This is a genomic window from Yinghuangia sp. YIM S10712 (assembly GCF_051388935.1).
In the GTDB taxonomy this organism is placed as follows: Bacteria; Actinomycetota; Actinomycetes; order Streptomycetales; family Streptomycetaceae; genus Yinghuangia.
On record NZ_JBPKBI010000005.1, the window covers coordinates 329,196 to 337,413 of the forward strand.

An 8,218-nucleotide genomic window follows, 5' to 3' on the forward strand; every position below is an offset into this window, starting at 1 on the left:
CCCCCCCCCCCCCCCCCCCCCGCCGCCGCTCCGGCGCGGTCCGCACCGGGCGTGCGGCGCGGACGCCGGTCCCGCCGCGGCCCGCCCTCCACGGCGGCTCTGTCCAACGGGGCCGATCCTGAACTTCGTCTTGTCGCAGGGCTTTTAAGGTCGCTGCTTCGCAGCGAGGCGCCTGGGGGCGCCGCGCGACCTTCGGCCGCGGCCGGGGGCGCGCTCGTTCCAGCGTGGTGGCGTAGGCGCGCACCCGGAACGGTTAGCGTACGTCGTGAACGCCCCGCCTTGCCAATGACGTTGCGCTGCCCTGCGCGCGAACCCACGGCATGCCACCCCGGTCCCCGGCATGCCGTGGACCGGGGTTCGTGGTGCAGTTCCGCCGGCTGCTGACGTCGAGCGGTGCAACTACCTGACGCGTCAGTTCCACGGTTCCTGGTCGGGGTCCTCGCCCAGCATCTTCGCCGCAGCCGAGCAGAGCTCTGCGCCGTATATCTGGTTGCTGCCCCAGTGGGAGCCCCATAGGTCGGTCGCGGCTTGAGCCACGGCGCGCCAGGTGTACTCCTCATCAACTCGCCACGCGCGGATCTGAGCAGCCATCTCCGGCGTGATCGACGCCGGATTCACAGTGTTGTACGTCATTCCGCCGACGCTACGGGCGCTGCGGAGAAGACAGCCACCGGATTACGCCTGGACGACTGCCCACGGCGCATTCTGTGATCGCGAAACAGGTGCGAAACGCCACCCGTCAATGTGATCCCGCATCCGGTTCCGCCGCAGGTCAGAGGCCGGACCGAGCTCCGGCAGCTATGTCCCTCCGGAGCCGAGTGCGGCCATCCAACCGCTCTGCGACGCGTGGTACTTGATGTACGACGCCAGGCGCCGAAGACAACCGCCAACGGGCTGGGGGGAGCCTGCCTGTCCCCCAGGTGAGCAGGACACTGCTCGGATGCCCGGAATCCTGTTGCCGCATGCATGCCCCGTCGGAGACGGTGTGGCCATGCCCCCGCGGACCAGCAAGTACACCAAGGCCGAGACAGCCGCCGAGTTCGTCGAGTTCCTCCGTGGCCTCAGCGAGGATGCCGAGTACTACGCCAAGGAGCATGGCCGCGATCAGGTGAACATGAGCACCCCAGCGTTCCTCCGGGCCGCCGCCGAGTACATCGAAACCGTGGACCAGCTTGGTGGTTCGGGTGAGTGGCCGCGGGATCCGTGGCAAAACATGGTCGGCATCCTTAGCATCGCGCTCATATTTCCGCCGGGGGACACCGACCGTGCTGAGTGCTGAATGGCGCCCTCGGTATGGGCGCGGTATGGCCTTGCCCATCCAGATGGTGATCATGGGGTTGACCTGCGGACACGTGGCTACGCGCATCCGCGCTCCGGAGCCGTGTGCGCAGGTTCGAATCCTGCCGGGGGCACAGAGAGTCACCAACCGCCAGCAGCCGAAACGCCGGTTGAGCTGGCGGTTTCTTCTTTTCGGCCTGTGGTGGCCACACCCTCGTATGTCACCGTGCGTCGTCGCGTGCAGGCGGGTGACGGCCGCTGTGCAATATGCATGCAATGATCTTGGACGTGTTTCCGCAGGTCACACTGAGTTCCCGGCGTATACCCGGCATGAGACCGGACAACGACAAGGGCCCCGGAGATCATCCAGGGCCCTGACGTGGTTCGGAAGTTGATCACGTGGCGTCTTCCGCGTCGTCCTCGTCGCGGTCTCCCCCAAGTGCTCCCGCGATCCGGTTGTTGATCGAGTCGCGTTGGCCGTCGATGCATTTGGCGTGGTAGCGCGTTCCCGTCCGTGTCGACGTACGCCTGTTGGTCATCATCCCAGGCCGGGGCCGCGTCGCGACCGGACGCCGAGCGCGCGTGCGGCCCGGCCGCCGGTCACGGCGGTCCCCGCCGGCCGGGCTCCACTTGTTCAACCGAACTGGCCCTTCAGCGCTCCATGTTCCTGGCCCACCACCCATCCAAGAGCGGATCCGTGGAAGATCGCTCGTCAGGCACCGTGCGCCGCTCGAACTCGGCATCAAGTCGCGCAACGACCCGCCCCAGGTCTGCACGGGCACCGGCCGGCAAGCGGATCAGGGCCTCATCGAGGCGGTCCCTCGCGTCGAAAACCCCGTTGTAGTAATCGCGTTCAGAGAAGCGCAGCCAACGTCCCGGTTCTGCAAGCTTGCGCCTGATCGACTCTAAGGCGCCGGCCACAGCGTTCAGGTGCAGATGTTCCTGTTCCACCCTTCGCGCGGCCGCTCGCGTCCGAGCCGAGACGCCGCGGAGGCGGGACACAGGCTGGTGGGGACGAGGTCTCCATTGCGCCGCACGTACGGCGCCGGGTCGCCTACGCGGCATGACCCTTTCTGATCGTTGACATGCCGCGATCTTCTCAGGTCGCAGCTCCGCTGTGAGGCGTCTGGGGGCGTCGCGCGATCCATGGCCGCGGCCGGGGCGCGCTCGTTCCAGCGTGGTGGCATAGCCACTCAGCGAAAGTCGTCAGCTCACAGTCCCGCTCAACTTGGTCACGTGGTGACGTTGCGCGGCCCTGCGTGGGAGACCCACCGCATGCCACCCGGTCCACGGCATGCCTGGCCTTGAGAAACTCCTCCTGGGGCAGTCATCAGGAACCAACGACAGCCTCGGCCTGGGATTGTCCTGGCTCTCGCCCAGTCAGTCCGCCGCCTGCCCCGAGCCCGGGTGGCTTCACGAGCGAACCACAGCCTGCGGCCGGGAGGTTGCAGGCGTTCGCTCAGGTTCACTGCTTCCGCCGGGTCACGGACGTTGACCCGGCGCGGATATCATGCAGGCCCCAAAGATGAAGCCGGCGGCCTCGCGGGCTCCCCGGTTTCGCCTTCGTCGGGTGCTTACACCGCTGCTGCGGAGGGTGGAGAGCGGGTCCTCCTGGATCGCCACGCCGGGGGACCGTCGGCTGGGCATGCGCACCACCGCTTCGTTCCCGCGGTCAGTGCACAACTTGGCCTCGATACGGTCCAGGCGGCCGTCCGAGCTGATCGCCCGGCGTCGGGGCGGGCGGGACGTCCGTGCGGCGGCGGCGCCCCGTTCGGCTCAGACCGACGGGCATGCGGCCGACGGCGGTGATCGACTTGGCTTGGCCCCGTATCGAAGCCGAGGGAGTTCGTGATGGCAGTCGCTGTTGTCCTCAACATGCCGGGCATGACGCAGGCCCAGTACGAGCAGAGCGCCGACAAGGTGACCGGTGGGCGCGGCCCTGTCAGGGCCCCGTCTGACTGGCCTGTGCCCGGGCTCATCTCGCACACGTCCGCGCCCAGTCCTGACGGCTGGTTCGTTGTCGACGTCTGGGAGTCCGAGGAGGCGTCCCGGCGGTTCGCGGAGATCATCATTCCGATCCTGCACGAACTCGGTGTCGAGGATGTGCAGACGCAGGTCTATCCGGTGTTCAACGTCGTCACCGGTTAGAGCCGGGCACGCGCCACACGGCGTTGTCGCGGGTCGGCTCTTCACAGGCGCAGGCCGTCGAGCTTGTCGGGGTTGACCTGTAGGCGCAGGTTTTGGATGCGGTCGGCGGTCAGGTCGAAGGTCAGGGCGCCGACGGGGTATTCGTCGATGGTGAACAGCACGCCCAATTCGCCGTTGACCCGGGCGGGTTGAAGGGTGACGCCGGCCGTCTGTGGTTTGGCCAGGACGCCGAGCATCCAGCGGGCGACGTGGTCCGGGCCGTGGAGGGGGCGGAGGGCGGCGGTGACCTTGCCTCCGCCGTCCGACCAGGCGGTGACGTTCGGGGCGAGCAGTTCCATGACCGCGTTCAGGTCGCCGCCGGAGCAGGCGGCGATGAATCGCGAGGTGACCTCCTGGCGCCGGCTGGGGTCGCTGTCGAAGCGGGGGCGTCGGGCCTGGACGTGTTCGCGGGCGCGGTGGGCGATCTGGCGTACGGACGGCTCGGTGCGGTCAAGGGTGCGGGCGATCTCCGCGTGGGAGTAGCCGAAGACCTCGCGGAGCACGAACACCGCGCGCTCGATGGGCGTGAGGGTTTCCAGGACGACCATCATCGCGGTGGAGACGCTGTCGGCCATTTCGGTCTCCGTCGCGGCGTCGGGCGCGGTGAGCAGCGGTTCGGGGAGCCAGGGGCCGACGTACGTCTCGCGGGTGGCTCGGGCGGAGGTGAGTCGGTTGAGCGACAGATTGGTGACCGTACGCACCAGGTAGGCCTTCGGATGCCGGACCGCGTCCCGGTCCGCGGAGTTCCAGGCCAGCCAGGCGTCCTGGAGGACGTCCTCCGCGTCGGCGACGCTGCCCAGCATCCGGTAGGCCGTGGCGAAGAGCAGGCGCCGGTGTTCGGTGTACGGGTCTGTTTCGCCTGTGTCGGTCATCGCGTTCATGTCGTCGGCGCGCACCTCAGGCGGCGGGCCTGCGGGTGGCGCGGCCTCCCTTCGAGAGCGTGGCGCTGACGTTCATCCGCTTGCTCAGCCGGTACATCGTGACGGGGCTGCCGCTGACGGTTTCCTTGTACAGGACGGCGGCGCGGCCGGTGAGGCAGGCACGGCGCGGGGTGTCGTCGGCTTGCGTGAACTGGATGACGGCGTCGCGGCGGCCGAGGCTGACGGGCTGGTGGAAGTAGCCGAACCGGAACGGCTTGGCCGGCTTGCCGCGCAGCAGTCGCGCGATGGTGTCGGCGGTGTACTGGGCACTGGGCATCCCGCTTTGGCACGTGCCGTGGATCTCGCCCCAGGCCATCCGGATCGCGGCGGCGTCGCCGATGGCGTGGATGTCGGGGTGGGAGACGGATCGGAGGGTGGAGTCGACGGCGATCAGGCCGCGGTCGTCGACGGCGATTCCGGAGTCACGGGCGAGCGGCGAGACTTTCACCCCTGCCGTCCACAGGCACAGGTCCGAGGCGACGAGCGCGCCTGTGTCCAATTCGACGGCGTCGGGCAGCACCTTGGTGACCCGGGCGCCGGACCGCACCGTGACACCCAGGCGGTCCAGCGCGCGGTGCAGGTACGCGCGCGCTTTCGGGCCCATCATCGCGCCGGGTTCTTCGCGGCTGATGAGCGTGACGTTCGCGGTGGGGTGGGCTTCGGCGATCTCGGACGCCGCTTCGATGCCGGTCAGGCCGCCCCCGCAGACTGTGACGCTGCCGCCGGCCGCTGCGACGTCCCTCAGGCGGGCGGCGAAGTCGGTTGCGGCCTGCGGGCTGTTGAGTGTGTGGGCGTGCACGTCGGCACCGGGTGTCCGGGTGGTGTCGGTAGCACTGCCGAGGGCGTACACCAACGTGTCGTAGTCGAGTGTCGCCGTGCCGTGGTCGATGTCGACCGTACGGGCGCCGGGGTCGATCGCGGTGGCCTTGCCCTGTACGAAGTCGATGCCGGTTCCGGTGAGCAGGGCGGGGATGCTGCGGTCGACGAGGGTGTGGCCGGCGGCGAGCTGGTGCATGCGCAGCCGCTCGGTGAACCGGTCCGAGGGGTTGACCAGCGTGATGCGTACGCCGGCGCGCCGGGTGCGGTGGGCCAGCCGGATCGCGGCGAGCATGCCGGTGTAGCCGGCGCCGAGGACGACGATGCGGTGTTCGTTGTTCGACACTTCTCACTCCCCTGGTCGGGCACCGGGCCGGGAATCGGTGCCGGTGAACGCCCATGGGACAAGGGGCAGCGCCTGGACGTGACAACCGGATTTGTGATCTGGGCCACACCTTGTCGCGCGGCGTTCAGCGCAGGACGAGGGTTCCGTCGGGAGCTGCGGTGATGCGGGTGCCGAAGGAGTCGCTGACGCGGTCGAGGGTCGTGCGGAGCCACTCGGTGTCCCGGGACGAGGCCGGTCGCAGGCGCATCCGCCGGGCCTGGAGGGGGATCATGCGCGCCTCCAGCAGCAGGCCGTTCTCCGGGTCGACCGATACGAGGTGGAGCAGCCGCAGGTCGTCGCGGTATTGCTCGTAGCCGGTAATGCCCTCGTAGTCGTCGATGAAGTCGCCGCAGCCGTAGAGGACGAGCTTTCCCCGGTACACCTCGGCCGGGCGCGGGTGGTGTGAGGAATGTCCGTGCACGATGTCGGCCCCCGCGTCGATGAGGACATGGGCGAAGCGGATGTCGGCGGTGGGGACGTCGTAGCCCCAGTTGGATCCCCAGTGGATCGAGGCGACGGCGAGGTCGCCGGGGCGTTTTGCCTGGTGGAGTCGGTCGGCCGCCGCTGTCTGGGACCGCTGGGTGACGAAATCGACGCCGGGGAGTTCGTCGGTGGCGGCCCAGTCGTAGGGGATTCCGCTGGTGGGCATGCCGAAGGAGAAGACGAGGACGCGGCCTCCGCCGGGCAGGGGGACGATCGCCGGCTGCCGCGCCGCGACCGCGTTGTGTCCGGCGCCCGCGGTTCTGAGTCCTGCGTCCGCGAGGGTGGTGAGGGTCTCGCCGAGGCCGCGGCGTCCGAAGTCGAGCACGTGGTTGTTGGCGAGGACGCAGACGTCCGGACGGGCGGCGGTCAGGCAGGGAAGATTCGCCGGGTTCATTCGGTAGTGGACTTCTTTGTCCGGCGCGAATTCATCGGCCCGGGTGATGCTGGTCTCCAGGTTGAGGACGCGTACGTCGGGGGCGGCGGCGTCCAGGAGCTCCAGCGCGTCGCCCCACGGCCAGGAGAAATCGACCGGCTGAGGGATGGGGCCGTGGGCGGTCTCGGCGAGGTCGACGTACGCGCGGGCGTCGCGGATCCAGCGCTCTTGCAGGGCCGGGTCACCGGGGTACGGCAGGATCTGGTCCACGCCCCGGCCGAGCATGACGTCACCGCAGAGGAAGAGGGTGACGGGCCCTCCGCGCATCCTTCCAGGCTAGGAGGGGTGCGCCGGTGATGCGTTCCGCTGCGGGGGTTTCCTGTCCGGTGGCGGCACAGCGCCGGACGCGGCGGCGCGGACGAGGCTGCGGAAGGTCGTGCATTCGGCGTGCCGGGGCGCCGGGCAGGCGGCGGCGTGGCGGAGAGAGTCGCGCAGGGCGGCGAGGCGGTGGATGGTGGCGTCGAGTTCGTCCGCTTTCGCGGTGAGCATCTCGCGGTCGATCTCGGGCCGCCCGTCCGGGGCGAACATGCCTCTGATCTCGTCGAGGGAGAATCCGGCGGCACGGCCGAGGGCGATGAGTCCGAGCTGCTCCACGACGCCGGGGGCGAACTGACGGCGGAGGCCGTGTCGGCCCGTCGACGCGATCAGGCCCTTCTCCTCGTAGAAGCGCAGCGTGGAGACGGGCACGCCGGTGCGTCGCGCGACGTCGGCGATGTCCAGATGCGTCATTGGCTTGACCCTTGGCTTGACCTCAAGTCGACTTGAGGTAACACAGTGGCACCTCGACCGTGTCACGGCAAGGAGCAGGAGACGATCATGGACGCCGCGCGCAACACCGCCGATGAGCAGGCGGCACGCTGGAACGGTCCTGCCGGGAGCGCTTGGGTCGACAAGCAGGCGGTGATGGAGGAGTTGCTCCGGCCGATCGAGGACCTGCTTCTCGATGGGCTCGACGTGGGGCCCGGAGCACGGGTGCTCGACGTCGGCTGCGGAACAGGCAGTACGACGCTGGCAGTTGCCCGGCGCTTGGGTGCACGCGCCGTCGGCATCGACGTCTCGGAGCCGATGATCGCCGCGGCACGGGAACGCGTCGAGCGGGATGGCAGCGAACTTGCAGAAGCCGCAGTGTCGTTCGTCCGCGGCGATGCGGCGGACCACGTCTTCACCGAGGCGGCGTTCGACGCGGTCGTCTCGCGCTTCGGCGTGATGTTCTTCACCGACCCGGTCGCGGCCTTCGCGAACCTGCGGCACGCGGCAACACCCCAGGGGCGACTGAGGTTTGTCGCCTGGCGCGGCGTTGCGGAAAACCCGTTCACGACGACCGCGGAGCGGGCGGCGGCACCGCTGCTGCCCGGCATTCCTGCCCGAGAGCCGGACGCCCCGGGGCAGTTCGCCTTCGCGGACGCCGACAGGGTGCACCGGATTCTGGACGCGAGCGGCTGGACCGGGATCGACATCCGCCCGGTCGATGTCCCCTGCACGCTGCCGACGACCGAACTCGTCGGCTATTTCACGCGGTTCGGGCCGCTCGGCATGGTCCTGCCCCAAGCGGACGAGCGGACGCGCGCTCGGGTCGTCGACACGGTACGCGCGGCGTTCGAGCCTTACGTGCACGGCCCGGAGGTCCGCTTCACCGCGGCGTGTTGGATGGTTGGCGCCGCAGCGTCTTGAGGAGGCCCGGGACGCGTGTTGCCCCCGGCCCTGAGACCGGGGGCA

General features: G+C 69.4%; 11 protein-coding genes. 3 read left to right on the top strand and 8 right to left on the bottom strand.

Annotated features, from left to right (window positions below; translation table 11 throughout):
* Window positions 1-411: 411 nt before the first annotated feature.
* Window positions 412-633: a hypothetical protein gene (locus ACRX5W_RS14980; RefSeq protein ID WP_436788599.1), complete on the bottom strand. Its 222-nt coding sequence runs from the start codon at window positions 631-633 to the stop codon at window positions 412-414.
* A 307-nt stretch (window positions 634-940) separates the two neighbouring features.
* On the opposite strand from ACRX5W_RS14980, the gene ACRX5W_RS14985 reads away from it, so the two are divergent.
* Window positions 941-1,279 (top strand): hypothetical protein, encoded by a 339-nt coding sequence (locus ACRX5W_RS14985; protein ID WP_436788600.1) that lies wholly within the window; start codon window positions 941-943, stop codon window positions 1,277-1,279.
* Window positions 1,280-1,673: 394 nt separating this feature from the next.
* Here the strand turns inward: ACRX5W_RS14985 and ACRX5W_RS14990 are convergent, their stop codons facing one another.
* The 3 genes from ACRX5W_RS14990 to ACRX5W_RS15000 all read right to left on the bottom strand — a co-directional run bounded on the left by ACRX5W_RS14990 (window position 1,674) and on the right by ACRX5W_RS15000 (window position 3,000).
* Window positions 1,674-1,817, bottom strand: coding sequence for a hypothetical protein (locus tag ACRX5W_RS14990; protein ID WP_436788601.1), 144 nt, complete (start codon window positions 1,815-1,817; stop codon window positions 1,674-1,676).
* Window positions 1,818-1,929: 112 nt separating this feature from the next.
* Complete coding sequence (locus ACRX5W_RS14995) at window positions 1,930-2,229, bottom strand: hypothetical protein (protein ID WP_436788602.1); 300 nt, start codon at window positions 2,227-2,229, stop codon at window positions 1,930-1,932.
* 531 nt (window positions 2,230-2,760) lie between these two features.
* Window positions 2,761-3,000: a DUF6959 family protein gene (locus tag ACRX5W_RS15000; protein WP_436788623.1), complete on the bottom strand. Its 240-nt coding sequence runs from the start codon at window positions 2,998-3,000 to the stop codon at window positions 2,761-2,763.
* A gap of 129 nt (window positions 3,001-3,129) precedes the next feature.
* On the opposite strand from ACRX5W_RS15000, the gene ACRX5W_RS15005 reads away from it, so the two are divergent.
* A complete protein-coding gene (locus ACRX5W_RS15005) occupies window positions 3,130-3,426 on the top strand; it encodes a hypothetical protein (protein ID WP_436788603.1) in 297 nt (98 codons plus the stop codon).
* A 41-nt stretch (window positions 3,427-3,467) separates the two neighbouring features.
* Here the strand turns inward: ACRX5W_RS15005 and ACRX5W_RS15010 are convergent, their stop codons facing one another.
* The 4 genes from ACRX5W_RS15010 to ACRX5W_RS15025 all read right to left on the bottom strand — a co-directional run bounded on the left by ACRX5W_RS15010 (window position 3,468) and on the right by ACRX5W_RS15025 (window position 7,231).
* Window positions 3,468-4,346 carry an RNA polymerase sigma-70 factor gene (locus ACRX5W_RS15010; protein ID WP_436788604.1) on the bottom strand — a complete coding sequence of 293 codons (879 nt, stop codon included), beginning with the start codon at window positions 4,344-4,346 and terminating at the stop codon, window positions 3,468-3,470.
* 16 nt (window positions 4,347-4,362) lie between these two features.
* A complete protein-coding gene (locus ACRX5W_RS15015; protein ID WP_436788605.1) occupies window positions 4,363-5,547 on the bottom strand; it encodes an NAD(P)/FAD-dependent oxidoreductase in 1,185 nt (394 codons plus the stop codon).
* A gap of 124 nt (window positions 5,548-5,671) precedes the next feature.
* Complete coding sequence (locus ACRX5W_RS15020; RefSeq protein ID WP_436788606.1) at window positions 5,672-6,769, bottom strand: CapA family protein; 1,098 nt, start codon at window positions 6,767-6,769, stop codon at window positions 5,672-5,674.
* Between the two features lie 9 nt (window positions 6,770-6,778).
* Entirely contained in the window at window positions 6,779-7,231 is a 453-nt protein-coding gene (locus ACRX5W_RS15025; protein ID WP_436788607.1) for a helix-turn-helix domain-containing protein, read from the bottom strand.
* 45 nt (window positions 7,232-7,276) lie between these two features.
* On the opposite strand from ACRX5W_RS15025, the gene ACRX5W_RS15030 reads away from it, so the two are divergent.
* Entirely contained in the window at window positions 7,277-8,173 is an 897-nt protein-coding gene (locus tag ACRX5W_RS15030; RefSeq protein WP_436788608.1) for a class I SAM-dependent methyltransferase, read from the top strand.
* The last annotated feature ends 45 nt before the right edge of the window (window positions 8,174-8,218 follow it).